Annotated in this window: 23 protein-coding genes; 13 read left to right on the forward strand and 10 right to left on the reverse strand. The window is 69.2% G+C overall.

What is annotated here, in order from left to right; translation table 11 throughout:
* Nucleotides 1-76 precede the first annotated feature (76 nt).
* Together BJ960_RS12935 and BJ960_RS12940 are read right to left on the reverse strand one after the other, a co-directional pair.
* Entirely contained in the window at nucleotides 77-751 is a 675-nt protein-coding gene (locus BJ960_RS12935) for a response regulator (RefSeq protein WP_183075378.1), read from the reverse strand.
* On the reverse strand, nucleotides 748-2,199 hold the full coding sequence (locus BJ960_RS12940; protein WP_185987589.1) for an ATP-binding protein: 1,452 nt from the start codon (nucleotides 2,197-2,199) through the stop codon (nucleotides 748-750). Before BJ960_RS12940 ends, BJ960_RS12935 begins: the two co-directional genes overlap by 4 nt.
* Before the next feature lie 114 nt (nucleotides 2,200-2,313).
* Between BJ960_RS12940 and BJ960_RS12945 the strand changes: the two genes are divergently transcribed.
* Both BJ960_RS12945 and BJ960_RS12950 read left to right on the forward strand, forming a co-directional pair.
* Nucleotides 2,314-4,035 (forward strand): PspC domain-containing protein, encoded by a 1,722-nt coding sequence (locus BJ960_RS12945; RefSeq protein WP_185987590.1) that lies wholly within the window; start codon nucleotides 2,314-2,316, stop codon nucleotides 4,033-4,035.
* The gene (locus BJ960_RS12950; RefSeq protein ID WP_185987591.1) at nucleotides 4,032-4,613 is read left to right on the forward strand and encodes a hypothetical protein; all 582 of its coding nucleotides are present in this window, start codon (nucleotides 4,032-4,034) and stop codon (nucleotides 4,611-4,613) included. Before BJ960_RS12945 ends, BJ960_RS12950 begins: the two co-directional genes overlap by 4 nt.
* A gap of 23 nt (nucleotides 4,614-4,636) precedes the next feature.
* Here the strand turns inward: BJ960_RS12950 and BJ960_RS12955 are convergent, their stop codons facing one another.
* On the reverse strand, nucleotides 4,637-6,145 hold the full coding sequence (locus tag BJ960_RS12955) for a sensor histidine kinase (RefSeq protein WP_121078049.1): 1,509 nt from the start codon (nucleotides 6,143-6,145) through the stop codon (nucleotides 4,637-4,639).
* Between the two features lie 208 nt (nucleotides 6,146-6,353).
* Here BJ960_RS12955 and BJ960_RS12960 point away from each other — a divergent pair, with 208 nt between their 5' ends.
* The 4 genes from BJ960_RS12960 (at nucleotide 6,354) to BJ960_RS12975 (ending at nucleotide 8,974) form a co-directional block, all read left to right on the forward strand.
* Entirely contained in the window at nucleotides 6,354-6,821 is a 468-nt protein-coding gene (locus tag BJ960_RS12960; protein WP_185987592.1) for an Rv3235 family protein, read from the forward strand.
* A 163-nt stretch (nucleotides 6,822-6,984) separates the two neighbouring features.
* Nucleotides 6,985-7,716, forward strand: a complete 732-nt coding sequence (locus BJ960_RS12965; protein WP_307814568.1) for a VIT1/CCC1 transporter family protein — start codon at nucleotides 6,985-6,987, stop codon at nucleotides 7,714-7,716.
* 53 nt (nucleotides 7,717-7,769) lie between these two features.
* Nucleotides 7,770-8,108: an MGMT family protein gene (locus tag BJ960_RS17040; protein ID WP_185987593.1), complete on the forward strand. Its 339-nt coding sequence runs from the start codon at nucleotides 7,770-7,772 to the stop codon at nucleotides 8,106-8,108.
* The gene (locus BJ960_RS12975; protein ID WP_185987594.1) at nucleotides 8,105-8,974 is read left to right on the forward strand and encodes a substrate-binding domain-containing protein; all 870 of its coding nucleotides are present in this window, start codon (nucleotides 8,105-8,107) and stop codon (nucleotides 8,972-8,974) included. The genes BJ960_RS17040 and BJ960_RS12975 overlap by 4 nt, the downstream gene beginning before the upstream one ends.
* A 58-nt stretch (nucleotides 8,975-9,032) precedes the next feature.
* Here BJ960_RS12975 and BJ960_RS12980 read toward each other — a convergent pair whose 3' ends face one another.
* Nucleotides 9,033-9,941: a DMT family transporter gene (locus tag BJ960_RS12980; protein ID WP_185987595.1), complete on the reverse strand. Its 909-nt coding sequence runs from the start codon at nucleotides 9,939-9,941 to the stop codon at nucleotides 9,033-9,035.
* Nucleotides 9,942-10,052: 111 nt separating this feature from the next.
* Between BJ960_RS12980 and BJ960_RS12985 the strand changes: the two genes are divergently transcribed.
* Nucleotides 10,053-10,652: a TetR/AcrR family transcriptional regulator gene (locus BJ960_RS12985; RefSeq protein ID WP_185988297.1), complete on the forward strand. Its 600-nt coding sequence runs from the start codon at nucleotides 10,053-10,055 to the stop codon at nucleotides 10,650-10,652.
* 175 nt (nucleotides 10,653-10,827) lie between these two features.
* Here BJ960_RS12985 and BJ960_RS12990 read toward each other — a convergent pair whose 3' ends face one another.
* Together BJ960_RS12990 and tdh are read right to left on the reverse strand one after the other, a co-directional pair.
* Nucleotides 10,828-12,012: a glycine C-acetyltransferase gene (locus BJ960_RS12990; protein WP_121078061.1), complete on the reverse strand. Its 1,185-nt coding sequence runs from the start codon at nucleotides 12,010-12,012 to the stop codon at nucleotides 10,828-10,830.
* The gene (gene tdh, locus BJ960_RS12995) at nucleotides 12,012-13,055 is read right to left on the reverse strand and encodes an L-threonine 3-dehydrogenase (protein ID WP_185987596.1); all 1,044 of its coding nucleotides are present in this window, start codon (nucleotides 13,053-13,055) and stop codon (nucleotides 12,012-12,014) included. Before tdh ends, BJ960_RS12990 begins: the two co-directional genes overlap by 1 nt.
* An 85-nt stretch (nucleotides 13,056-13,140) precedes the next feature.
* Here tdh and BJ960_RS13000 point away from each other — a divergent pair, with 85 nt between their 5' ends.
* Nucleotides 13,141-14,064 (forward strand): LysR family transcriptional regulator, encoded by a 924-nt coding sequence (locus tag BJ960_RS13000; protein WP_185987597.1) that lies wholly within the window; start codon nucleotides 13,141-13,143, stop codon nucleotides 14,062-14,064.
* Here BJ960_RS13000 and ypfJ read toward each other — a convergent pair.
* A complete protein-coding gene (gene ypfJ, locus BJ960_RS13005; RefSeq protein ID WP_185987598.1) occupies nucleotides 14,061-14,954 on the reverse strand; it encodes a KPN_02809 family neutral zinc metallopeptidase in 894 nt (297 codons plus the stop codon). The genes BJ960_RS13000 and ypfJ overlap by 4 nt on opposite strands.
* Before the next feature lie 17 nt (nucleotides 14,955-14,971).
* Nucleotides 14,972-16,663: a DUF885 domain-containing protein gene (locus BJ960_RS13010; protein WP_185987599.1), complete on the reverse strand. Its 1,692-nt coding sequence runs from the start codon at nucleotides 16,661-16,663 to the stop codon at nucleotides 14,972-14,974.
* A 64-nt stretch (nucleotides 16,664-16,727) separates the two neighbouring features.
* On the opposite strand from BJ960_RS13010, the gene BJ960_RS13015 reads away from it, so the two are divergent.
* On the forward strand, nucleotides 16,728-17,321 hold the full coding sequence (locus tag BJ960_RS13015; RefSeq protein WP_185987600.1) for a helix-turn-helix domain-containing protein: 594 nt from the start codon (nucleotides 16,728-16,730) through the stop codon (nucleotides 17,319-17,321).
* 14 nt (nucleotides 17,322-17,335) lie between these two features.
* Here the strand turns inward: BJ960_RS13015 and BJ960_RS13020 are convergent, their stop codons facing one another.
* Nucleotides 17,336-18,067 carry a DUF1028 domain-containing protein gene (locus tag BJ960_RS13020; protein WP_185987601.1) on the reverse strand — a complete coding sequence of 244 codons (732 nt, stop codon included), beginning with the start codon at nucleotides 18,065-18,067 and terminating at the stop codon, nucleotides 17,336-17,338.
* A gap of 113 nt (nucleotides 18,068-18,180) precedes the next feature.
* Between BJ960_RS13020 and BJ960_RS13025 the strand changes: the two genes are divergently transcribed.
* The 4 genes from BJ960_RS13025 to BJ960_RS13040 are packed head-to-tail and all read left to right on the forward strand — an operon-like array spanning nucleotide 18,181 to nucleotide 23,223.
* Nucleotides 18,181-19,719 carry an ABC transporter substrate-binding protein gene (locus tag BJ960_RS13025; protein WP_185987602.1) on the forward strand — a complete coding sequence of 513 codons (1,539 nt, stop codon included), beginning with the start codon at nucleotides 18,181-18,183 and terminating at the stop codon, nucleotides 19,717-19,719.
* A complete protein-coding gene (locus tag BJ960_RS13030) occupies nucleotides 19,716-20,699 on the forward strand; it encodes an ABC transporter permease (RefSeq protein WP_121078076.1) in 984 nt (327 codons plus the stop codon). The genes BJ960_RS13025 and BJ960_RS13030 overlap by 4 nt, the downstream gene beginning before the upstream one ends.
* Entirely contained in the window at nucleotides 20,696-21,610 is a 915-nt protein-coding gene (locus BJ960_RS13035; RefSeq protein WP_183075379.1) for an ABC transporter permease, read from the forward strand. The genes BJ960_RS13030 and BJ960_RS13035 overlap by 4 nt, the downstream gene beginning before the upstream one ends.
* Nucleotides 21,607-23,223, forward strand: a complete 1,617-nt coding sequence (locus BJ960_RS13040; RefSeq protein ID WP_185987603.1) for a dipeptide ABC transporter ATP-binding protein — start codon at nucleotides 21,607-21,609, stop codon at nucleotides 23,221-23,223. The genes BJ960_RS13035 and BJ960_RS13040 overlap by 4 nt, the downstream gene beginning before the upstream one ends.
* Here BJ960_RS13040 and BJ960_RS13045 read toward each other — a convergent pair.
* Nucleotides 23,220-24,137: a glutaminase gene (locus tag BJ960_RS13045; protein ID WP_185987604.1), complete on the reverse strand. Its 918-nt coding sequence runs from the start codon at nucleotides 24,135-24,137 to the stop codon at nucleotides 23,220-23,222. The two genes, BJ960_RS13040 and BJ960_RS13045, sit on opposite strands and share 4 nt — an antisense overlap.

Here is a 24,137-nt window from a genome sequence, read left to right on the forward strand (position 1 = left end):
CTGAGTGCGATTTGCGCCACAACTCCTCCGGCAGGGCCGCTCCGCCGGCGCCGGGAGCCCCGGCAGCTCCGACGTGCTAGAGCAGCCGCTTCGACAGCGCCCACGCGGTGAGCTCGTGTCTGTTCGAGAGCTGCAGCTTCCGCAGCACGCTCGACACGTGCGTCTCGACAGTCTTCACGGAGAGAAACAGCTCCGCGGCGACCTCCTTGTAGGCATAGCCGCGCGCGATCATGCGCATGACCTCCTGCTCGCGAGCGGTGAGCCTGTCGAGCTCGTCGTCAGCGGCCGCCGTCTCGCCGAGGCCGGTGCCGAATGCGTCGAGCACGAAGCCCGCGAGGCGTGGCGAGAAGACCGCGTCGCCGCCTCGCACGCGAAGCGCGGCGGCCGTCACCTCGGCCCCTGAGGCCGTCTTCGTGAGGTAGCCGCGCGCGCCAGCCCTGATGACGCTCACCACGTCGTCTGCGGCGTCCGAGACGCTCAGCGCGAGGAATCTGGTGTTTGCGCTGACCCCTGCGAGACGCTGCAGCACCTCCGCCCCGCCCCCGCCCGCACCGCCGGGAAGGTGCACATCGAGCAACACCACGTCCGGCGCGAGGTCAGGGATGAGGGCGACGGCCTCGTCGACCGTCGCGGCCTCGCCCACCACCTCGATCTCGGGGCCAAGCTCGGCCCGGAGCCCGGTGCGGAAGATCTGGTGGTCATCCACGATCACGACCGTGATCGCGTTCGCACCGTTCGTCGTCTCACTCACGAGGCAACTCCTGTCCCTGCGTCGCCCGCAGCATCCGTTTTCTGTTCGCGCGGCATCTCAAGGCGCACCGACGTGCCGCTGCCGCCCGGCCCGGGAACAATCTTCGCAGTCCCGCCAGCGCGCGCCATTCGCCCAACGATGGAATCGCGCACTCCCATGCGCCCCTCGGGCAGGCGATCAGGATCAAGCCCGGGTCCTCGGTCAGTGACGTCGATCGAGATTCGCATGGGGCTCACCTCGGCGTAGACTGTCACGTCACCGCCCGCATGCTGCGCGGCATTCAGCATCGCCTCGCGCGCCGCGGCGACGATCGGCTCCGGCACTACGACCTCCGCGCCGACGCCGACGATCTCGAATCGCACCGCATGCGCGTCCTCGAGCGCCGCCGCGTGGGCGCGGAGCTCCTCGAGCGCGGTTTCCTTGGGTGCCGTCATCCCGCCGTCCGCTGCCCGGAACAGCCACTCACGCAGCTCGCGCTCCTGCCCGCGGGCGATGCGCGCGACTTCGCTGCCCGGCGCCGATCGTTGCTGGATGAGCGCGAGCGTCTGCAGCACCGAGTCGTGCAGGTGCGCGGCGATCTCCGATCGCTCCGCCTCCCGCTCGCGCCCCGCCCGCTCGGCGATGAGTTCCCGGTTCAAACGCAACAGCCACGGGGCGATCGCAAGCGCGACACCGGCAAGTGCGGCGAGCGCGGCGGCGATCACCGTCCACACGCTCGGGTTCTCGGCCGTCACGAAGAACATGAGCACCCCAACCGCGACGAGCGAGAGCGCGCCGAGCACCCGCGGCACCGCGTTCGTCTCCGGCCGGTTGCGGTCCGCGATCTGCCACCAGGTGAGACCGACGCCAACCAGCACGGCGAGTCCCGGCAGGATGATCGACAACCGCAGTTCGATCCCGAACTGCTGGACGACGAGCAGCACGCCAACGACGAGCAGGCAGGCGCCGAACAGCAGCTCCGCGACCGGCCAGCGTGTGCGCTGCCGCGCAGGGGCGGGCCCGGCAGCGGCTGGCGGCCGCGGCTCCGTCTGGCGCGCGTCCGGTGCGGCACCCTGGGGCACCGTGGCGGCTCCATCCTGCGGCGCAACGTCAGACTGGATGGGTGTCGGCACGGACCGTGCCCGCTCCCCGTGGTGCTTCGGCTGCGGCTGCGACCTCGTCGAGGTCTCGTGCGCGAACCCAGCCCCACCCGTCCACGGCGTCCCGCGGGTGAGTGCGCTGCGCATGGGGGCGACCCTAGCGTCAGGCTCCGCAAGCGGGACGGTGGCCCACAGCCAGAGGTACAGAATCCCACCGGCGCCGCCGGCGAGCACGGCCAGCAACATCCCGATGCGCACGGCGACCACGGGCACCTTCAAATGCTCAGCAAGGCCGCCACAGACGCCCGCGAGCAGCCGCTCCGACGGCGAGCGCGTCAGCAGCCGCGGGGGTGGGTTCGTACTTGCCATGCACCTATCAAAGCACTCAGGGCCGCCGGATGACTCCCTCAGGGGCACAAACCAGGGTGGGCTCAGGGTGAACCCCCATAGCCGCAGTGCGACTGGCCGAGGGAAACTCGAAGTATGAACCAGACACCCCCTCCCAACGGCGCCGCCCCGGGCGGCTCACCCCAGAACGCGCCATTCGGCGCCGGCTTCTTCGCATGGATCCGCGGGCTCGGCATTGGCCGGGGCGGCGACCGGTGGTTTGCCGGCGTCGCGGGCGGCATCGCGATGCGCGCTGGGATCGATCCCATCATCGTCCGCGGCATCTTCATCGTGCTGGCCGTGCTCGGCGGCCCCGGCATCGTGCTCTACCTCGCGGGCTGGCTGTTGCTCCCCGACCAGGGCGGCAAGATTCACCTTGAGGAGGTCTTCCGGGGGCGAGCGGGGACCGCGGCAGTCGTAGCAACCGTCGCGGTCGGTGTATTCGTCGTTCTCCCCGTCTTCTTTAGGGTTCTCGGGTTCACCACCATCGGTGGCTGGAATCTGTGGAACGCGTTCGGGCTCCCCCACTGGCTGGTAACCACGGTCTCGGTCCTCGTATGGATCGCGGTCATCGCAGCCGCGGCGTTCCTCGTCAGCAGGCTGTTCCTCGAGCGTGGCCGGCGAGTTCGCGACGAGGCGCAGCCCCAGCCCCCGCACGGCCCCCAGCCGCCGGCCGGCACGCCCACTGGGGCAGCGACCAGCGCACCGGCGATGCCGGCATCGGGCGCACCCGCTCCCATCGCGTTCGCCGCCCCGGCGGCCGGAGCGCCGGCAGACGGGACCTTCGCTAGCGCGGCGCCCCAGCAGGACGCGACGCAGACGACGCAGCTCCCCCAGCCCGAGCCGTCGCCAGATTGGACGCAGCGCATCACCGACGGGGCCGAGCGCGCGAGCGAGAAGGCCGTCAAGTGGAGCGAGGATGTTGGCCGTCAGGCCGACGAGTGGAGCGCACGCTACGCGGAGCAGCACGATCTCATGAAGCTGGGGGCTGCCCATGTCGTCATCACGCTCGCCCTCGCGCTGCTCGCAGCGGGCGGCGCCGCGTTCATCGCGTTCGACATGCAGCTGGGCTCGAACCTGATCCTGACCGCCGCGCTCCTTGGCGCCACCGGCGTCCTCGCGATCTCGCTCATCGTTGCGGGCATTCGCGGCCGCCACACCGGGTGGGTCGGCTTCCTTGCCGCCTGCGGGGTCATCGCGCTGCTCTTCACGTCGATTATCCCCGACGGTTCGCGTTTCCAGCCGTTCGGCACCGCCCTGGTGACGGCAGACACGCCGGGCTCCGTACTCATCGCCGGAACCACTGACGTCGATCTCACCACGCTCGACGGCGCCGGCGGTGTCGGCGACATGGAGGTCTGGCAGCTCGCCGGCCGCTCGGTGATCACGCTGCCCGAGCACGAGCCGGTGCGCCTCACCGTCAGGCTGCTCGCGGGCTCGCTCGACGCGTCGGAGCTCAGCACCGGCTCCTCGTCCGCCGCTGGACCGTTCCTCTCGCGCACGATCGACACCAGCGTGGACGGCGATGACGAAGCGACACGGGTGACCGTCTACCTGCTCGCCGGCAGCGCGCGCGTCGAGGAGGCCCCCGCCTCGAATCGCCGTTCCGACCGCGTCGCCGTCGGGGACGCCGACAGCTCAGCGGCCAACCGTGCGGACCTGCGCGAGGAACTCACCGATCTCCGCGAGGAGGAGAGCGAGCTGCGCGCCGAGCTCGATGATCCCCGGCTGAGCGAGGTGCGCCAGGAGCGGCTGGAGAATACGCTTGACTTCACCCGCGACGAGATCGCAAAGCTAGAGAAGGAGCTCGCACGATGAGCACCGAGACACATCCAGTGCCCGAGCCCACGTCGGGCGACGCGAGCCTCACCGGCGACGTGAGCCTCACCGGCGACGCGAGCCTCACCGGCGGCACCGCGTCCGCTGCGGAGCAGCCACCAGCGCCCACGTCCGCTGCGGAGCAGCCGCCCGCGACCCCGGGAGCGGAGCAGCCACCCACGACCACGGCGTCGCCAGCGCCGTCACCGGCATCGTCGCTTCCCCCGGTGCCGCCAGTTCCTCCAACGCCGCCGGTCTCGGCGACGGGCCAGTTTACGCCGGGCGCCGGGTACGTCCCGCCGCACCTCTCCGGGCAGCCCACGTCACCCGTGCCGCCGCAGCCTGCGGCCGCACCGGCGACGGCGCCTCCCGCATCGCAACGGAAGCCACGACCGCGCACGAGCCCCATCGTGTGGGGTGCGCTCATCCTCGTATTCTGCGCCTACGTCGCGGTGCGAGCTGCCGGCGGATCGATCGATCTGACGGCCTGGCTCATCACCACGATCCTGGGGCTTGGAGCCCTGCTGCTCGTTGTCGGCGTCGCGGTGCTTGTGCGCACGTCACGCGACAAGAGCTAACGCGTGGCCCGCGCGCTGGCTCGTTAGCGCTCGACCTTCGGAATCGGTCGGGTCTGCGCTGCGAGCCAGTGCAGCGGGATGTCGATGGCCACTCGCGTCCCGCCGGCGACATCGGCGCCCCACTGGATCGTGCCGCCCAGTTCGCCCTCGATGAGCGTGCGCACGATCTGCGTGCCAAGCCCATCGCCGACGGTGCCGCCTGGCAGCCCGGTTCCCGTGTCGATGACCTCGACGGCGAGCCGCTCCGGGGTCCGCTCGGCGCGGATGAACACCTCGCCCTCGCGGCCAGCGAGCCCGTGCTCGACGGCGTTCGTCACGATCTCCGTCAGCGCGAGCGCGAGCGGGGTCGCGTACTCAGACGGAAGCTCGCCGAACTCGCCTTCCTTGCGCGGATGCACCGTCGTGCCGTGCAAACTCGCGACCTCGGCCGCGAGTCCAAGCACACGCTCGAACACCACGTCGAAGTCGACGATCTGCGCGAGCCCCGTCGAGAGGGTGTCGTGCACCACGGCGATCGCAGCGACGCGCCGCATCGCCTGGCCCAGCACCTGCTTCGCTTCCTCGCTTCGCGCGCGCCGCGCCTGCACCCGGAGCAGCGACGCCACGGTCTGCAGGTTGTTCTTCACGCGGTGGTGAATCTCGCGGATCGTCGCGTCCTTGGTGATGAGTTCCTGAGCCTGCTGCCTGAGCTCGCTCACGTCGCGGGTGAGCACGACGCCGCCGATCCGCTCGCCGTCGCGGAACACCGGGATCGACCGCATCGCGACCGACAGGCCGCGCGCGAAGATCTCCGTACGCTTCGCGACCTTGCCCTGGCTGATGAGCGGCAGCGACTCGTTCGTGTCGAACTGTCCTTTGAGTACCTCGGACAGCACCTCGGAGAAGTTCTGATCCTCGATCTCGTCGCGGTACCCAAGCATCGTGAACGTCGTTTGCGTGTTCGGGCTCACAAACGTCGCGATGCCCTCAAGGTTGACACGCACGAGCCCGTCGGTCGCGCGCGGCGCGCCCTGCTGGCCGCCAACGCCGCCGGGGTTCGGGAATGCGCCGGTCTGGATCATCCCAAGGAGGTCATTCGCCACCTCCCTGAACGCGGCCGCGATACGTGACGCGTGCTGCGTGTCGTGGGCGCTCGTGTGCACGGTCGCGACGGCAAACGGCCCGAAGACCTTGCCCTGGCTGTCGCGGCGGCTGATCGAGTACGCGGTCAGCTTCATCGGGTTCTCTTCGTACCACGCGGGCGACGTCGATGCCGCGGGCTTGCCGGTCTCGAGCGCCTGTTCGACGACCTCACGCCACTCGGGCCGCAGGAAGTCGCCGATGACGTCGCGGTAGAACAGCGTGATGTATCCGGCAGGTCGGCTATGCGCGACGGCCAAGTAGTCGCCATTTTCGGATGGGACCCACAGCACGATGTCGCTGAGCGCGACATCCGCGAGCAGTGGGAGATCGAGCGCGAGCAGCTCAAGCCACTCGAGCTCCTCTTCCGTGAGATCCGAGTACTTCGTTGCAAGGTTTCGAAGGGTTGCCACGGTCTAAGCCTAGGGCACTCGACCCTGTTTCCCACCGTCGCGCTCGCCTCACTTCGAGCGTCACCCGGCAGGCGATCGTCGAGAACTAAAGCACCGCATCACAGCTTGCCCTTGACCGCCGCGTACGCGCCGCCCGTACCGTAAGGTTCCAAAGTTCAGCCGCGGTGGGGGCTGCGGGTCGTTTCGCCCGAGTCAGGGAGTCCTCACCATGAGCATGCCGCTGTCCCGTCAGCCGCCCGAGCACGCCGCCCGCATGTTCCCTCAACGCGGACGCCGAGCGCTCGACGATGACTCCCCCACCGCGGCGTCGCCGGCTGACCTCCCCCAGATCGGCAAGCTGCCCCGCCTTGAGGCGCGGGTCATCGGCGCGATCGCAGTCTTCGCGTTCGAGGCGGTGGAGGGGTCGCGCCAGGTCGCCCAGCTCGGCAGATGGATCACTGCCGACGTCAGCGACGAACTCCGTGAGATTCGTCGGCTGAATGTCGAGCGTAGGTCGCTGTACCGCGACAGTCGCCGGATCGTGCCGGTCGTGGGGCGTGTCCGAATCACGAGCCCCGCAAGGTGGGTTACCGAGGCCGCGGTCGTACTCCTCACGCCGAGCAGGGCGCGCGCCGTCGCCATGCGCTTTGAGGTGATCCGAGGCAGGTGGCAGGCGACCTCGATCTCGGTGCTGTAGCGAGCCGCCATGCCGCGCTCAGAAGTTCGTTCCACCGAACTCACAGTCACCGGGTCGCCGAGGTCGAGAACGGGCTATTCCCTCACGCAAAATCCCTGTTAACGTTGCACTTTGCGCCGCGGGCCACCGTCACGCGGCGGCTGTTTTATTCAGAGAGGTCAGCGTGAATTTTCCCGCCGAATCGAACGACATCTCCCGCCCGCACGACTACGACCATCGCCACGCCGATGTTTCCTCGGGCTGGCTGCGCGCCACCGTCTTTGGCGCGATGGACGGGCTCGTCTCCAACATCGGTCTCATCGCGGGCATCGCCGCGGCCGGCGCCTCGAACACCATCGTCGCCATCACCGGCATCTCGGGCCTCATTGCCGGCGCGATCTCGATGGCACTCGGCGAGTACACCTCAGTCCGCACCGCCAACGAGCAGCTCGACGCGGAGGTCATAACCGAACGCGAAGCGCACACGCGCAACCCTGTCGGCGAGCAGGCGGAGCTCTCCGTCCTGTTCTCGAAACTCGGCATGGAGCGGGAGACCGCTGAGATCGCCGCGTCGCAGGTGCACGCCAACAGCGAGAGCGCAGTGCGCGTCCACCTCGCCCACGAGCTCGGACTCAGCCTCGACGACCGCCCCTCGCCGTGGGTCGCCGCGTTCTCGTCGCTCCTGTCGTTCGGCGTGGGCGCGTTCATCCCGATCATCCCGTTCGTCTTCGGCTTCGGGAACCTCTGGGTCGGGCTCGCATTCGGTGGCGCCGGCCTGCTACTCGCCGGCGCGCTCGCGGCGACGACAACGAAGCGCAACTGGCTTGCCGGCGCCGCCCGCCAGCTCCTCTTCGGCGGCATCGCGGTCACCGCGACCTACACGATCGGCATGCTCCTCGGGGTCTCGAACATCTAGCGGTCCCACACTGCCGGGAGCTACGACCGCCCGGCGGGCGTAGGCTTGTCTCCGTGCCAGACGCCGAATTCACCGAAGCCTTGCTCGCGGTCGTTGGGGAGATCCCAGCGGGCCGCGTCATGACGTACGGCGACGTCGCGCTCGCCGTGGGGTCGAACGCGCCCCGCGCGGTCGGTCGCGTGATGGCGCTGTTCGGCCATGCGGTCACCTGGTGGCGTGTCGTCCCGGCGAGCGGGCTGCCACCCCAGGGGCACGCGCGCGATGCACTCCCGCGCTACCGCGAGGAGGGCACTCCACTTCGGTCGGTCGTGTCACCCGACGACTACCGCATCGCGCTTTCAGCCGCCCGGCTGCCCTACACCCACGAAATCTACGCGGAGGTACAGCTGTGAACGAGTCACCAGCAGACGACCAGACCACGGGCCCGGCGAAGATCCTGCTCGGGTTCACCCGCGGCGTGGCCCCCTCGAAGTGGGAGCGGCGGTGGAACGCGATCTCGCCCGAGCGCCCGCTCACGATCGTGCCGTTCCCGGAACCCTACGGTCGCCCCGAGGGCGCCGACGAGTTCGACATGACGCTCGAGCGGACCGCACCGGGCAGCGCGCCCGTGGGCTCCGCGAGCGAGGGACCCCGGACCCACCACGCGCTCCGGCTGTACGACGAGGCGCTCGCGCTCGTCCTCCCCAAGGGCCACGAGCTGAAGGGGATCGAGAGCGTGTCTCTCGCGGACCTCGCCGACGTGCGGATCCTCGACCATCCCGACCACGCCCCCGACTGGCCGGCCGCTGAGCCCTGGGCGGACCCCGCCTGGATGCCCTCGGACATTCACGCCGCGCTCGCGATCGTGGCGACCGGCCTCGGCGGGATCCTCATGCCGGCCCCGCTCGCACGCCACATCATCGACAAGCATTCGCACATCGCAATCCGCCTCGCGGAACCGATCGCAGGCGGCACCGTCTGGGCGAGCTGGCGGGTCGAGCGCGACGCTCCCGATATGCAGCACCTCGCGGGCGTCATGCGCGGCCGCACCGCCCGGTCGTCGCGGGCCTCGGCCGATGACGCGTCGGGCGGGTCTGCGAGTGGGCGCCCCTCCAAGGCTGAGAAGGCGGCGAAGGCTGGGAAGACCGGGAATCGGCAGGCGCAGCCCGCGAAGGCCAAGGCAAAGCTCAAGCCAAACTCCCGCGGCGCCCAGCTGCAGGCCGCGACCGAGAAGCGTGAGCGCGAAAAGGCCGCCCGTCGCAAGGCCAAGCGAAAGTAGCGCGGCTCGTCGCGCTGCCGCGGCTGGGTCTGGCGCTGTTGCGTCTGCCGCCGGCGCTCTAGGGCTTCGCCCTCCCCGACGGCAGGGCGAACAGGACGAGGCTTGCCCCAATGAGGCAGACGCCAACGATCCCACCGCCAGCGAGGCGCTCCCCGACGATCAGTGCCGCGAACCCGGCGGCGATGACGGGCTCCGATAGCGTCAGCACGGTCGCCGTGGTCGCGTCGACGTGGCGCAGCGCGAGCCCGAATAGCACGTAGCCGAGGAACATCGGCACGAGCGCCATGTACGCGCCGACACCGAACGTCCGCCACGAGCTCAGCAGCGGGCCGCCCGTAGCGATGAGCACGGGCATGAGCAGGAGTCCGCCGAGGCCGAACACGGCCCCCATCGCGACGCGCGAATCCACGCCGGGCCCGATGAGCCGGTGGGCCGCCCAGGCATACCCGGCGTAGCTGACGCCCGCGACGAGACCAAGGCCGACACCGAGGCCGACCTGCCCGGTGCCGCCCGTCGCCGCGTGCCCGCCAAAGAGGCTGAGCACCGCCATTCCGGCGAGCCCCAGGGCGGCCGCAAGAAGCCACCTTCGGGAGGGACGCTTGCGGTCGATCGCCCAGTCGAGCAGCGCTGCGAACACCGGGGCAGACCCGAGTGAGACGACCGTTCCGATCGTGACCCCCGCGGTGTGCATGCTGCTATAGAACGCGAGCGGGTAAGCGAATACGCCAAGGCCGCCGAATAGCACGAGACCCCACCTCGCCCGCAGGTTCGGCAGCGCCCGCACGAGCCCGCGTCCAGCGACCACGGCCTGCAGCAGCCCGCCGATGCCGAGCGCCACCGCACCGATCGCGAGCGGGCCGACCTCGGGCGCGAACGTCGCGGCAGTGCCCGTTGTACCCCACAGGAGGGACGCGAGGAGGACGAGGAGGACGCCGAACCCAGGGCGCACAGGTGAAGCGGATGACATCACCCCAGCATAGTAGACAGATCGGTCTACCTTGCTACACTTGGGGTAGCGTCTCACCCTAGGGAGGGCCCCGTGAACACCGCATCCGCGCCTGCGGCATCCGCCGCCTCCGTGGCTTCCGCAGCCTCTGCGGCTTCCGCAGCCTCCGCCGTCACGAAGCGCAAGCCTGCCCGCGATCGGCTGCTGCAAGCGGCGGCTGAAGAGTTCTACGCCCAGGGCGTGACGGGAACGGGCATCGACACGATCATTGCGACCGCGGGCGTCGCGAAGAAGAGCCTGTACAACAACTTCGATTCGAAGGACGCGCTGGTCGCCGCCTACCTCGAGGAGCGCCACCGCGAGTGGCTCGCCCTCTTCGAGGACCGCCTCGCAAATGCGGAGACCCCGACCGCACGCGTGCTCGCCGTGTTTGACGCCTACGCCGACCACGCAAATGCAGAGTACCGCGATGGTTGGCGGGGCTGCGGCCTGCTCAACGCGGCCGCCGAGCTCCCCGTCGGGCACCCTGGACGGGCGGCGGTGCGGGCGCACAAGGACGAGGTGGAGGGGCTGCTCAGAGCGCAGCTCGCCGAGATCGTCGAGGCCCCCGAGGCGCTCGCGGCCCACCTGTCGCTGCTGCTCGAGGGTTCGATGGCGAAGTCGGGGCTCGAAGGTACCGACGCATGGGTGCTGCGGGCGCGAGGACTCGCGGAGGCACTCCTGCACCCCTGAGACCCGCCAGCACCGCCAGCCCGGGCCAGCCCCAGCCCCGCCAGCCCCGCCCCGCCCGCACCGCCGCCCGCCCCGAAAACTTTCTCTACGTTTTGACGTAGTTCCGGGGCCCGAACTACGTCAAAACGTAGACAAAGCTGGATGTCCCGGCCGGGTTCAGGGGGCGGGCAGACCCCTACGCCGGCTGCACCTCGCGGGTTGCCTCAACGAACGCCGTCACGCAGGCGCGAATCTGCTCCTCGGTGTGGGCCGCAGACAGCTGCACGCGAATTCGCGCCTCGCCGCGCGGGACGACGGGAAAGCTGAACGCCGTCACGAACACGCCGCGGCGCTGCAGCTCGGCCGCGACCTGGGCGGTCACGGCGGCATCGCCGAACATCACCGGCACGATCGGGTGGTTGCCTGGGAGCAGCTCGAAGCCCGCCTCCGTCATCAGCGACCGGAACAGTTCAGCGTTCTGCTGCAGCCGCACCCGCGCGTCGCCGGCACCCTCGACGAGGTCGAGCGCGGCGAGCGAGCCCGCGACGATCGCCGGGGCGAGAGTGTTCGAGAAGAGGTACGGGCGCGCGCGCTGGCGGAGCAGCTGCACGATCTCGCCGTGACCCGACACGTAGCCGCCGGAGGCCCCGCCGAGAGCCTTGCCCAGCGTGCCCGTGAGGATGTCGACGCGGTCCGCGACACCGCAGAGCTCGGGGGTGCCGGCGCCGGTCTCCCCCATGAAGCCGACCGCGTGCGAGTCGTCGACGAGCACGAGCGCATCGTACTTGTCCGCCAGGTCGCAGATCGCCTCGAGCGGGGCGACGAAGCCGTCCATCGAGAACACGCCATCGGTCACGATCACCCGGAACCGGGCATCTGCGGCCTCCTGCAGGCGGGCCTCAAGCTCTTCCATGTCGCAGTTCGCGTACCGGTAGCGGCGGGCCTTCGACAGCCTGATGCCGTCGATGAGCGACGCGTGGTTGAGCGCGTCCGAGATGATCGCGTCCTCCGCCCCAAAGAGCGTCTCGAAGACGCCGCCGTTCGCGTCGAAGCACGAGGCAAAGAGGATCGTCTCCTCCGTCCCGAGGAAGCTCGAGAGCCGCGACTCGAGTTCGAGGTGCTGATCCTGCGTGCCACAGATGAACCGCACGCTCGCGAGGCCGTACCCCCACTCGTCGAGCGCGGTGTGCGCCGCGGCGACGATCGCCGGGTGGTCGGCGAGGCCAAGGTAGTTGTTCGCGCAGAAGTTCAGCACCTGCGCGTCGCCGACGGTGATCTCGGGGCCCTGCGGGCCCGCGATACCGCGCTCGCGCTTGAACAGTCCGGCGCCCTCGATCTCCGCGAGCTCCGTGGTCAGGTGTGCTTTGAATGCTCCGTACATTACAGTTCCGTCCAGTCGAGGATGATTTTTCCGGTCGTCGCCGAGCGCGCGGCAGCGAAGCCACGTTCCCAGTCGCGCGCGGGGATGGTGTCGGCGATCACCGACGTGATGCGCTCGCGCAGCTGCTCGCTCGTCTCGAGCATGGCCGCCATCGCGTTCCAGGTCTCGAACATCTCGCGCCCGTAGATGCCCTTCAGCGTGATCATGTGGGTCACGACCTTGGCCCAGTCAACCGCGAACTCCGCTGTCGGCAGTCCGAGCATCGCGATCCTGCCGCCGTGGTTCATGTTCTCGAGCATGCCCGGCAGCGCGGGGCTCGCGCCGCTCATCTCGAATCCGATGTCGAAGCCCTCGCGCATGCCCAGCTGCGTCTGCGCGTCTTGGATCGATTCACTCGCCACGTTGACCGTCGCGTGAGCGCCCAGGCCGCGTGCGAGTTCGAGTCGGGCGTCGCTAATGTCGGTCGCGACGACGTAGCGCGCGCCGACGTGACGGGCGACCGCGACGGACATGAGGCCGATCGGGCCGCAGCCGCTCACGAGCACGTCTTCGCCGACGAGCGGGAAGGCGAGCGCCGTGTGCACCGCGTTCCCGAGCGGGTCAAAGATCGCACCGAGTTCGGGCGAGATCGTGTCGGAGTGCACCCAGACGTTGCTCGCGGGCAGCGACAGGTATTCGGCGAACGCGCCGTCGCGGTGGAGCCCGAGCCCCTTCGTGCGGATGCACATCTGGCGGCGGCCCGCCCGGCAGTTGCGGCAGGTGCCGCAGACGATGTGGCCCTCCCCCGAGACGCGGTCGCCGACGCGCACGTCGCACACGCCCGAGCCGATCTCGACGACCTCGCCGTAGAACTCGTGGCCGGGGATCAGCGGGGCGTCGATGTTATTCGCCGCCCACGCGTCCCATTCCAGGATGTGTAGATCGGTGCCGCAGATCCCCGTGCGGAGGACGCGGATGACGACGTCATCGGGGCCGCATTCGGGATCGGGGACGTCGGTGAGGACGAGGCCCGGCCCCGCCTCAGGTTTCGTGAGTGCTCGCATAGAGCCATTTCGCCACGGATCACACTTCAGAACAAGATGATCTTTCTTTAGTTTTCATTAAGCTAGAGCTAAAGAAAGGGGCCGCATGGAGATCTACCAGCTCGAGATTCTGCGCGAGCTCGGCACGCTTGGCAGCGTGACCGCAGTCGCCGACAGTTTGCGCGTGACGCCCTCCGCGGTCTCGCAGCAGCTGACCGCGCTGCAACGCGGCTTCCGTGCGCCGCTCACCCGTAGAGCCGGGCGCACGCTCGTGCTCACCGAAGCTGGCCACGCGCTCGCCCGGGCCGGCACCGGCGTCATCGAGGCGATGGCGGCGGCAGCGGGCGCGGTCGAGGCATTCGAACAGGAGCCCGCGGGCATCGTCACTGTCAGTGGGTTCCACAGCGCCTCGCAGGCCATCTTCGGCGGGCTACTCGGCGAGTTGCGGAGCGTCGAAGCGGCACCGGATCTCCGGCTGTCCGACGAGGACGTCGCGCAGGAGGAGTTTCCGCTCCTCACCGCGAGCTACGATCTCGTCATCGCTCACAGGCTCGAGCACAGCCCACCGTGGCCCGAGGCGGGGCTGCGCGTCATCCCGCTCGCGCAGGAGCCGCTCGACGTCGCTCTCCCTGCTGGCCACCCGCTCACGGACAAGGATCACCTCACCCCGTCCGACGTCGCCGGTGAGGCGTGGGTGACGAGCCGGGCCGGGTACTCCCCCGACGACCTGCTCGGCGCCATCGCTGCGGTCGCCGATCGCTCGGTCAAGGTGGTCCATCGGATCAACGACTACGGCTCTGTTGCGTCGATCGTCGCGACCGGGGACGCGATCGGGATGGTGCCACGCTACACCGTCGGTTCGGCCCTCGCCGGGCTCGAACTCCGCCCGTTGCGGGGCGTCAACGCGACCCGCGCGATCGACCTGCTCACGCGCCCGGAGACCCTCCACCGCCGCTCCGTCCAGGTGACGGTGACGGCGCTGCGCACGGCGATGAGCCGGCTCGTGCTGGCCGGAGAGGCGCGGCGCTAGAGCTGGCTCGCGGGCACCTCGAACGTGCCGCACGAGGTCGGTCCCTGCTCGTAGCCGGTCATGAACCAGCGCTGGCGCTGCTCGGACGTGCCGTGGGTGAAGCGCTCGGGGTCGACGCGCATGCCCGAGGACTGCATGATGTGGTCGTCACCGACTGCGGCCGCGGCGCTCAGCGCATCGTTGATCTCAGACTGCGTGACAGGCTTCAGGAACGGCACGCCGCTGTCGTCGGTCACGGTCTGGGCGGCGCCGACCCACGCGCCAGCGAAGCAGTCGGCCTGGAGCTCGAGCCGCACCGAGCCCGAGGTCGCACCCGACTCACGCCCAGCCTGGTTCAGCGAGCCGGTGATGTTCGAGATGTGGTGGCCCCACTCGTGCGCGAGCACGTACATCTCGGCGAGCGGACCGCCCGACGCACCGTAGTCCGAGCGCAGCGTGTTGAAGAACGCGGTGTCGACGTAAATCCGCTCCTCCGGCGGGCAGTAGAACGGGCCGGTCGCTGCCGACGCGGTGCCGCACTGCGACTGGGTCTGGCCGCTGAAGAGGGCGACGGGCTGCGGGCCGCGGTAGTTGCCGACCTGGGTGTTCCAGTAGCGGTTGAGCGAGTCGCTCGTCGCAGTCATGCGGCACTCGACATTCGCGTTCGCGTCGGCGCCCGTCTTGCAGTTCTCGACCGCGACGATTTCCTCGCTCGATGAGGCGCTGCCACCGCCGGAGCTCAGCGCCGGCGCGAAGCCCGTGAGATCGACACCGAGGAGCTGCGAGCCGAGAAACAGCACGAGCATCAGCCCGATGCCGCCGCCGCCAACGGCCAAGCCTGTTCGGCGCCCACCGCCGCTGCGCTTCTGCACCTGACTCGTGTCGATGCGAACGTTCTCGTTGAATGTCATGCTCGAATAGTATCCCGTCAGCGGCCCATCGCCCACCGCAGGGTGTCGAGCCCGAGCGTGCCGAGCGCGAGCGCACGATCGTGGAACGATGCGAGCGTGAATCCGGGCTCCCGTTCCGCTGCCGACCGAAGCTCAAGCCACTGCCGCTCGCCCACCTTGTAGGAGCTCGCCTGGCCCGGCCAGCCGAGGTACCGCAGCACCTCGAATTGGAGCGCTTCGGGGCGCATCGTCACGTTGCGCGCCATGAAGTCAGAGACCCGCTCCGCCGTCCACACGCCGCCGTCGGGGGCGCGCTTGCCGAGGTGCAGGCCGATGTCGACGACCACGCGTGCTGCTCGCATCCGCTGCGCGTCGAGCATGCCAAGGCGGGCTCCGGGATCCTCGAGGAATCCGAGCTCGACCATGAGGCGCTCGGCGTAGAGTGCCCAACCTTCGAGGTGTCCGGACGATCCCGCCCGGGTGCGCCGCCAGGCGTTCAATGTGCCGCGGCGAGCGACCGCCCCGCCGAGCTGCAGGTGATGGCCGGGCACTCCCTCGTGGTACACCGTGGTGAGCTCTCGCCAGGTTCGAAACTCGGTCACGCCGGAAGGAACGGTCCACCACATGCTGCCGGGCCTGGCGAAGTCGTCGCTGGGCGCCGTGTAGTAGATCCCACCCTCCCTTGTCGGTGCGATGCGGCAGTCGAGCCTGCGGAGTTCTCCCGGGATCGCGAACACCGTCCCGTCGAGCGCGTCAATGGCCTCGTCGCTCCGCTCCTGCAGCCACCGCTGGAGGGCGTCCTCCCCGTGGATGATGTTTCGGGGATCCCGGTCGAGCAGGGCGATCGCCTCCGCGGGCGACGCTCCCGGCGCGATTGCTTCGGCCACCGACCGCTGCTCGGCGGCAATGCTGTCGATCTCGGCGAGCGCCCACTCGTAAGTCTCGTCGGCGTCGATGTCGGTGCCGAGGAAGTCACGGGCGGCAAGTGCGTAGTGGTCTCGACCAACTGCGTCGGCAGCGTTGGCCGTCGGCGCGAGCTGCTCACGCAGGTAACGGGCGAACGATGCGTAGGCGTCTGCAGCGCCAGCGGCTCCCTCGCCCAGCTCGGCCACCAGCGCGCGGCCGGGCGAAGGCCAGGTCTGGGCCGCGTCGCTGGCGGCCTCACCGAGTCGCGGGAAGTACTCGGCCGCGAACCGATCTGCCTGCGCGGCGACCGCGAGCACCTGCCGCCGGGCGGGCCCGTTGCCGCGCGCGGCGCCACGTTCCAGGGACTGCACATACCCCGACAGCGCCGCGGGAACCGCCGCGAGGCGCCTGGCAATCGCTTCCCAGTCATCCTCAGTCTCTCGCGGCATCAGATCGAACGCCTGGCGTATGAGTTGCGCGGGCGTTTCAAGCACCGTCAGGTCCCGCAGCGCGAGGCCCGCCTCGACGCGGGTAACGTGAATGTCGAGACGATCGCGCAGTTCGCGCACCGTGACCTCGTCGGTCTCGTCCGCGGGGGCCGCGCACTCCAGGTCCGCACGCACCGCACGAGCTTCAGCGGCCGCCTGGGCCGCGCCGTCCGGCGAGTAGTCGCCGAAAGTCGTCGCCGATGCGGCTCGCCCAAGCTTGGTGCCGAGCACCGGGTCGAGCGTGACCTCGGTGTCGAGCCACCGCTCGGCGAGAGCGTCAATGGCCGTGGGCTGCCGAGCGTCTGAGATCGCTCCGAGTCGCTGCTGGGGGCTCATGGTCCGGTCGCCTTTCTGCGGCCCCGGTGTGGGCGCCGCTGGGCTGGGAGATTAGTCTGTGGGGGTGAGCAAGGAACGAGACGCCCCGAACGCCGAGGTCGCTGCGCTGGGTCGCGAGCTGCGCGACGAGCGCCAGCGACAGGGATTGAGCCTGAATGCGTTGAGCCAGCGCTCGGGTGTCAGCTTCGGGCTGATCAGCCAGCTTGAACGCGGGCTTGGCAATCCGTCGTTCCTCGCGCTGAAGCGGCTCGCCGAGGCGCTCGGGATCCCGATCTCGCGGTTCCTGGAGGGCGGCGCCGACCGCGACGACCTTGTCGTGCGCGCCGACGAGCGCACGCTGCTTCCGGTCCTTGAGAGCGAGCCCGAAAGCCAGCTCGTCGTGCGTGAGCTGCTCACGCCCGGCCGGAGGTCGTCGCTGCAGGTGATTCGCAGCACGCTGCCGCCTGGCTTCACGAACGAGGGCAAGGCGTTCCGGCATCTGGGGACCGAGTGCGTCGTCGTCGAGTCCGGCACGCTCACCGTCGTGCACGGCGAGCGCCGAGTTGTGCTTGAGCCGGGCGACGCCATGACCTATCCGTGCTCGGTCCCGCACTGGTGGGCGAACACGACGACGGAGCCGTGCGTCGTGCTCGGGGCAGTGACCCCGTTCGAGCAGTAACCCTGACGGGCGGCTCATCGCTCAGCCGCCCGCCGTTCGTCAAGGGCAAGATCGAGCAGCCTCGCGAGTTCGTCGATCGGTCGCGCGTGGTCGTCGGCGCGCAGATCGATCGCGAGAGGCGCGTCCCCGGCCGCCGTCACGCCCAGCGGCGTGGTTGGGTCGCTCGGAAGCGGGTCGACATCCGCCGGATCGACCGCGGTGGGGGCGACCCCGACGAGCAGCGCAGCCGACTGCCTGCCGCGAAGGTCTCCGCCTGCAGCGTCGCCTGCGGCGAGCGCCGCGAGCACGCGGCGCGAGAAGCCAGCGAGGGCCCGTTCGCCAGCCACGCCGTCATCGTCGGGTGCGCCCTCGAATGCAGCGACCATGGCGGCGAGCACCCCCCGGCCGGGCAGGAGATTGCCGAGCACGACGAACCCCTCACCAGTCTCGCTTCCCGCCCACGCGGTGCAGGCATCGCCAGTGTGCGCTGAGACGGCGCCGTCCGCCGTCACGACCGCGGCCTGCCGCCACGCTGCGCCGGAATCCCAGTCGGGGATGCGCGCGATAGCAGTTGCCGGCGACGCCCCCGAGGCGACAGCGTCGAGCAGCAGCCCGCGCAGGGATCGGTTCGTGTAGGCCTGACTTGCTGCGGCCCCGACGCCGACCCGCAGGGCCGGCACGCCCGCGCCGACGGCGAGCGAGCGGCTCGCCGTAGCCGCGGCGAGTAGACCCCTCGTTGGGTCGCTCGCCAGGATGGTAAATGTCATGTCGCTGCTTCCTCGGGTTGACGCGAGCCCGTTTTCGATGTTGACTATCGCAATAATGATGATTCCATCATAAAAATGATAATTCCGCCCACTCACGCAGAGGATCAGTGCCGATGAAGTCACGCACACTACTCCCAGGAGTCGCCCTGCTGGGCGCCCTCGTTCTCGCCGGCTGTTCGACCGGCACCGCCGTCGACCTCGATGGCGGCGGCACCGGCGGCGCCTCCGGCGCCGTGCTGACGGCGGCAATCGCTGGCGAGCCGGATCAGCTCGACCCGCACAAGACCACCGCCTACTTCTCATTTGAGGTGCTCGAGAACGTCTTTGACACGCTCGTGCAGCCCGACGAGAACCTCGAAATGCAGCCGGCACTCGCGGAGAGCTGGGATCTGAGCGACGACCAGCTCACCTGGACATTCCATCTGCGCGAAGGCGTGACGTTCCACGACGGCTCGCCGTTTACCTCCGCGGACGTCGCATACTCGCTGAACCGGATCATCGACGACGAGCTTGCCAACGCCTGGCGGCTCAGCGCGATCACCGGGATCGAGACGCCAGACGACACGACCGTCGTCATCTCGGTCGCGCAGCCCACCCCGAACCTACTGTCGAGCCTCGGCGGGTTCAAGGGCATGGCGATTGTGCAGCGCGAGAACGTCGAGAGCGGCGACATCACCACCAAGCCAATCGGCACGGGCCCCTTCTCCCTCACGAGCTACACCCAGGGCGACAGCATCAAGCTTGCCGCGAACCCGGACTACTGGGCTGGCGCGCCCAAGGTCGGCGGCGTGAACTTTTCCTTCCTGTCCGAAGGCAACACTGCGATCGCCGCGCTGAAGAGCGGGGAGATCGACTGGACCGACTCGATTCCCGCCCAGCAGATCGAGCAGCTGAGCGGCGACTCCGCCCTCGAGATCGGCGTCGAACCGAGCACGGACTACTGGTACCTCGCGCTGAACGAAGGGCACGAGCCATACGGTGACGTTCGCGTGCGCCAGGCCATCGCCTACGCCATCGACCGGGAGGCGATCGCCCAGGTCACGAGCTACGGGACCGCCACGACGAACCAGCTCGCGATCCCCGAGCAGAGCGCCTGGTACACCGAGTTCGACGAGTTCAGCACCGATATCGACGAGTCCAAGAAGCTGCTCGCTGAGGCAGGAGTCGATGGTTCGACGCTCACGCTGGATCTGCTCGCCTCCTCGGACTACCCGGAGACCGTCACCGCCGCGCAGGTGATCGCCGACAACCTCGCGCCGCTCGGGATCGATGTCTCGATCCGGCAGCCCGATTTCGCCACCTGGCTCGACGAGCAGAACAGCGGCAACTTCGACATGCTCATGATGGCCTGGCTCGGCAACATCGATCCTGACGACTTCTACTACGCGCAGCACCATTCGAAGGGCGCAAGCAATGCGCAGGGGTACAGCAACCCCAAGGTCGACGAGCTGCTCGACGCCGGACGGACCGAGACCGACGTCGACGCCCGCAAGAAGCTCTACGACGAGGCCGCGGCCCTCATCGCCCAGGAGGCAAGCTACATCTACCTCTACAACCCCTCGGTCGTGCAGGCCTGGCTGCCCGCCGTTGAGGGGTACGAGGTGCGCAGCGACCGCGCCGTCCGCTTCAAGGATGTGAGCCTCGCCGAATGACGTCCACGCTGACGAGCCGCGTCACCGGCTCGGCAACCCTGCGCTTCCTCGGGAAGCGACTCCTTCACACCGTCGTCGTGCTTCTCGGCGTCCTTGTGCTGGTGTTCACGCTGATCCACCTGGTGCCGGGCGACCCTGTCCGGATCGCGCTCGGCACCCGGTACACCCAGGAATCGTACGATGCGCTGCGGGCCGCCTCAGGGCTCGACCGCCCGCTCATCGAGCAGTTCTTCGCATACGTCGGCCACGCGCTCACGGGTGATCTCGGCGTCAGCTTCCGAAACGGCCAGCCTGTCACCGAGATCCTGCTCGAGCGGCTCCCCGCGACATTGTCGCTCGCCGGCGTCGGCATGCTCATTGCGCTGCTCATCTCGATCCCAGCCGGAACGTTCTCGGCGCTGAAGGAGGGCACCGTCGGCGACGGCATCGTCCGAGTGTTCAGCCAGTTTGGCGTCTCGATCCCTGATTTCTGGATGGGCATGCTGCTCATCACGCTGTTCTCGACGATCCTGGGCTGGCTGCCGCCGTCAGGGTACGTCGCGTTCGGCGAGGATCCGGGCGAGTGGCTCAGGCGCGTGTTCACCCCCGCGCTGACCGTCGGCCTCGTCGCCGGCTCGATCATGACGCGCTACGTCCGCGGTGCGGTGCTTGAGGTCGCCGAGGCAGCGTACGTCCGCACGGCACGCTCGAAGGGGCTGCGGCCCGCGGTCGTGACGGGCGTGCACATCGCTCGCAACGCGTTCATCCCGATCCTCACGATCACCGGCATTCAGCTTGCAACGATGCTCGGCGGCGTACTCGTCGTCGAGGTCGTGTTCGCGTGGCCGGGACTCGGCCGGCTCGTCTACGACTCGGTCGCCTCGCGCGATTACCCGGTCGTGCAAGGGGCGGTGCTGCTCATCGCCATCGCGTTCCTCGTCGTCAACCTCGTTGTCGACGCACTGTATGCCCTCATCGACCCGAGGATCCGACTGTCATGACCGCTCCAGACACCGTCGCACTCGCGACCGCGCCCACACGCGCTGATGGCAGCCGCCCATCGGCGTTCCAACTGTTCCTCCGAAGCCCGGTGAGCGTCGTAGGCAGCATCGTGCTCCTCGTGATGATCGCCGCTGCGCTGCTCGGGCCGGCGCTCGCGCCCTACGGCGTGAACGAGACCGACATCGCCGGCGCGCTCAAGGCGCCGAGCGCCGAGCACTGGTTCGGGACCGATGACCTCGGGCGAGACGTGTTCTCGCGCGTCGTGATCGCCGCGCAGGTATCGCTGCGCGTTGCCGTCATCAGCGTCGCCATCGCGCTCGTGCTGGGGGTGCTCCTCGGCATCGTGTCAGGCTACGCGGGCGGCTGGGCCGACGGCGTGCTCATGCGAATCGTTGACGTGATGTTCGCGTTCCCGATGCTCATCCTCGCGCTCGCGATCGTCGCGGTGCTCGGTCCCGGCGCGAACACGGCGACAATCGCTATCGGTGTCGTCTACGTCCCGATCTTCGCCCGCGTCGCCAGAGCCAGCACGCTCAGCGTGCGCTCGGAGCCCTTCGTCCGCGCGTCGCAGACGATGGGGACGGGCGCCGGCAGGATTCTCGTGAAGCACATCCTCCCGAACATCTCGGGGCCGATCATCGTGCAAACCTCGCTCTCCCTTGCGTTCGCGATCCTCTCCGAGGCCGCGCTCTCGTTCCTCGGGCTCGGCGTGCAGCCGCCGCAGCCCTCGTGGGGTCGCATGCTCTTCGAAGCGCAATCGTTTCTGGGTACAGCCTGGTGGCTCGCGGTGTTCCCGGGCCTCGCGATCTTTCTCACCGTGCTGTCCTGCAACCTCGTCGGCGACGGCCTCCGCGACGTCCTCGACCCCAAGCAGCGCAGCGTCATCGAATCAAGGAGCGCTCGCCGATGAGCCACACAGACACCCCCGTCCTCTCCGTGCAGGACCTGCGCGTCACCATCGGAGGAACCGAGCTCGTGCACGGCGTCTCATTCGACGTCCACGACGGGCAGACCGTCGGCATCGTCGGTGAATCCGGCTCCGGCAAGTCGCTGAGCGTGCTCAGCGCGACCCGCCTGCTCGATCTCCCGCACCAGCGGGTGACCGGGCGGTCGCTGCTCCGCGGCGACGACCTCGTCACCGCCCCCAAAGCGCGGCTCAGGCGCGTGCACGGCCCGGAGATCGGGTTCGTCTTCCAGGACCCGAGCACGTCACTGAATCCGCTCCTCACGCTCGAACGGCAGCTCACGGAGGGCCCCGAGACGCACCTCAGGCTCAGCCATCGCGCGGCACGCACGCGGGCGATCGAGCTGCTGGAGGCCGTCGGGCTTCCCGATCCTGAACGCCAGCTGCAGTCCTACCCGCATCAGCTCTCCGGCGGTCAGCGCCAGCGCGTGATGATCGCGATCGCGCTCGCCTGCGACCCGTCGCTACTCATTGCGGATGAGCCGACGACGGCGCTTGACGTCACGACGCAGGCGCAGATCATCGACCTCGTCCGGGAGATGCAGCGCGAACGCGGCATGGCGGTCGTCTGGATCAGCCACGACCTCGGCGTGATCGGGCAGGTCGCGACCGACGTCACCGTGCTCTTCCGCGGCGACGCGGTCGAACAGCGGCCGGTGCTCGACCTCTTCGACCGGCCCGAGCACGATTACACGAAGCGGCTCCTCGCGAGCCGGCCGTCACTGTCGAGTCCGCCGCCCGAGCCCGCACCAGCCGACGCTGCACCCGTGCTCGAGGTCTCCGACCTCAACATCAGGTTCCCGGTGAAGTCAAAGACTGGCACCACCTGGGTGCACGCGGTGCGAGACGTGAGCTTCACCATCGCCCGCGGGACGACGCTCGGGCTCGTTGGCGAGTCAGGGTCCGGCAAGTCGACGATCGCCGGTGCGCTCACCGGCCAGGTGTCGCCCGAGAGCGGCTCCGTCTCCCTCGCGGGCTCCGACGTGCTCGCCGCCCGCGGGGGCGAGCTGCGCGGGATCCGCCGACGGCTGGCGATGGTCTTCCAGGACCCCTTCTCTGCGCTGAACCCGCGCACGACAGTATCCGAGGCGATCTCTGAGCCGCTCATCGTGCACGGCCTGCGCGACGGCAAGCGCGCCCGCGCTGCACGCGTCGCGGAGCTCCTCGAACAGGTCCATCTGCCGGCATCGTTCGCGTCGCGCTACCCGCACGAGATGTCTGGCGGCCAGCGGCAGCGGGTCTGCATTGCGCGCGCGCTCGCCTGCGAGCCGGAACTCCTGATCCTCGACGAGTCGACCGCGTCGCTCGACGTTTCGATCCAGGCCGATGTCATGGCGCTGCTCAAGCATCTCCAGCGCGAGCTCGGCTTGGCCTACCTCTTCATCGCGCACGACCTCGCCGTCGTGCACGAGATGAGCCACGAGGTCATGGTGATGCGCCGTGGCGAGATCGTTGAGGCGGGCCCGAGCGAGGCCCTCTACGGAGCGCCCCAGCACGAGTACACGCGGTCGCTACTCGCCGCGATCCCGCCGACCCGGCCCGCGGCTGCCCTGAGTTAGAAGATCGACCAGTCGGTGCGTGCCGTGAGCTCGGCGAGCGCCGTCATGCCCGTCAGCGAGTTCCCCGAGCCGTCGAGGCCGGGCCCCCAGACGCAGATCGAGCACACGTCGGGGACGATCGCAAGGATCCCGCCGCCAACGCCAGACTTCCCGGGCAGGCCAACCCGGTAGGCGAACTCGCCGGCCGCGTCGTAGAACCCCGAGGTCAGCATCACCGCGTTCACGCGGCGGGCCTGGTTTGAGCTCAACAGCCGGCTGCCGTCCGCGCGCACCCCGCGCCGGGCGAGGAACGCTCCGGCCGCGGCGAGATCCTCGCAGGTCATCGCGATCGCGCACTGCTCGACGTAGCGCGCGAGCACAGCATCGACGTTGTTGGTGAGGTTCCCGAAGCTGCGCAGCAGGTGCGCGATCGACGAGTTTCTGTCCGAGTGGCTGAGCTCGGACGCCGCGGTCAGCGCGTCAACGGAGATCTCTGGGTTGCCCGACTCGGCGCGGACGAACTCGAGCACGGGCGACTGCTCGCCAGGCGTCAGACTCAATAGGTGATCGGCGACGACCAGGGCGCCCGCGTTCATGAACGGGTTGCGCGGGATACCGCGCTTGTACTCGAGCTGGGCGAGCGAGTTGAATGCGGCGCCGGACGGCTCCCGATTCACGCGCTGCCAGATCTCGTCGCCGTCGCCGGCCATGACGAGCGCGAGTGAGAACACCTTCGAGATACTCTGGATCGAGAAGTCGACCGCGGCGTCGCCGGCGGCGAACCGCTCGCCGTCTGTCGTCATGACGGCGATGCCGAACTGGTCGGGGTCCACTGCCGCGAGACGGGGGATGTAGTCGGCGACGCTGCCGCCACCCATGACCGGCCGAACGGCCTCGTACACTTCGTCAAGCACGCCCTGCAGATCACTCGTCAT

It is taken from the genome of Leucobacter aridicollis (genome assembly GCF_013409595.1).
Lineage (GTDB): Bacteria > Actinomycetota > Actinomycetes > Actinomycetales > Microbacteriaceae > Leucobacter > Leucobacter aridicollis.